Source organism: Pseudomonas sp. EA_65y_Pfl1_P113, from assembly GCF_963970525.1.
GTDB classification, from domain to species: Bacteria; Pseudomonadota; Gammaproteobacteria; order Pseudomonadales; family Pseudomonadaceae; genus Aquipseudomonas; species Aquipseudomonas tritici.
Genome location: NZ_CAXAQM010000672.1, coordinates 1 through 434, shown reverse-complemented (window position 1 = coordinate 434; position 434 = coordinate 1). Strand labels below are relative to the sequence as shown.

Sequence of the window (434 nt, the reverse complement as noted above, 5' to 3'; positions counted from 1 at the left end):
GACGAAATCCTCGAAGGCGGACTGCCGCCTTCGGCCTCGGTGATGTCGTGGCGCGGCGAAAAGGGCGCGGTCGATGCCGCCAATGCCGGACACGATGTCGTGCTGACCCCGGCACCGACGCTGTACGTCGACAGCCTGCAAAGCGACCAGCGCGACGAACCACCCGGCCGTTTGTCGATCCAGACGCTGGCCGATGTCTACGCTTATGATCCGCTACCCAAGGGCATCGATGCCGACCGCGCGAAGCATGTGCTCGGCGCGCAGGTGAATGCGTGGAGCGAATATCTCGTCACGCCGTATCAAGTCCAGCACGCGATCTTCCCGCGTGCGGCGGCGCTGGCCGAAAACACCTGGTCGAACGCGCCGCGCGATTTCACGAGCTTCGCCACACGCCTTGCCCCGCAGGCGGCGCGCTGGCGGCGCGGTGGGATCGA

General features: G+C 66.6%; 1 protein-coding gene. It reads left to right on the top strand.

Features of this window, described 5'->3' with window-relative positions:
* The coding region (locus AACY52_RS31655) for a family 20 glycosylhydrolase (protein WP_339561603.1) at positions 1–434 on the top strand (434 nt) is incomplete at both ends.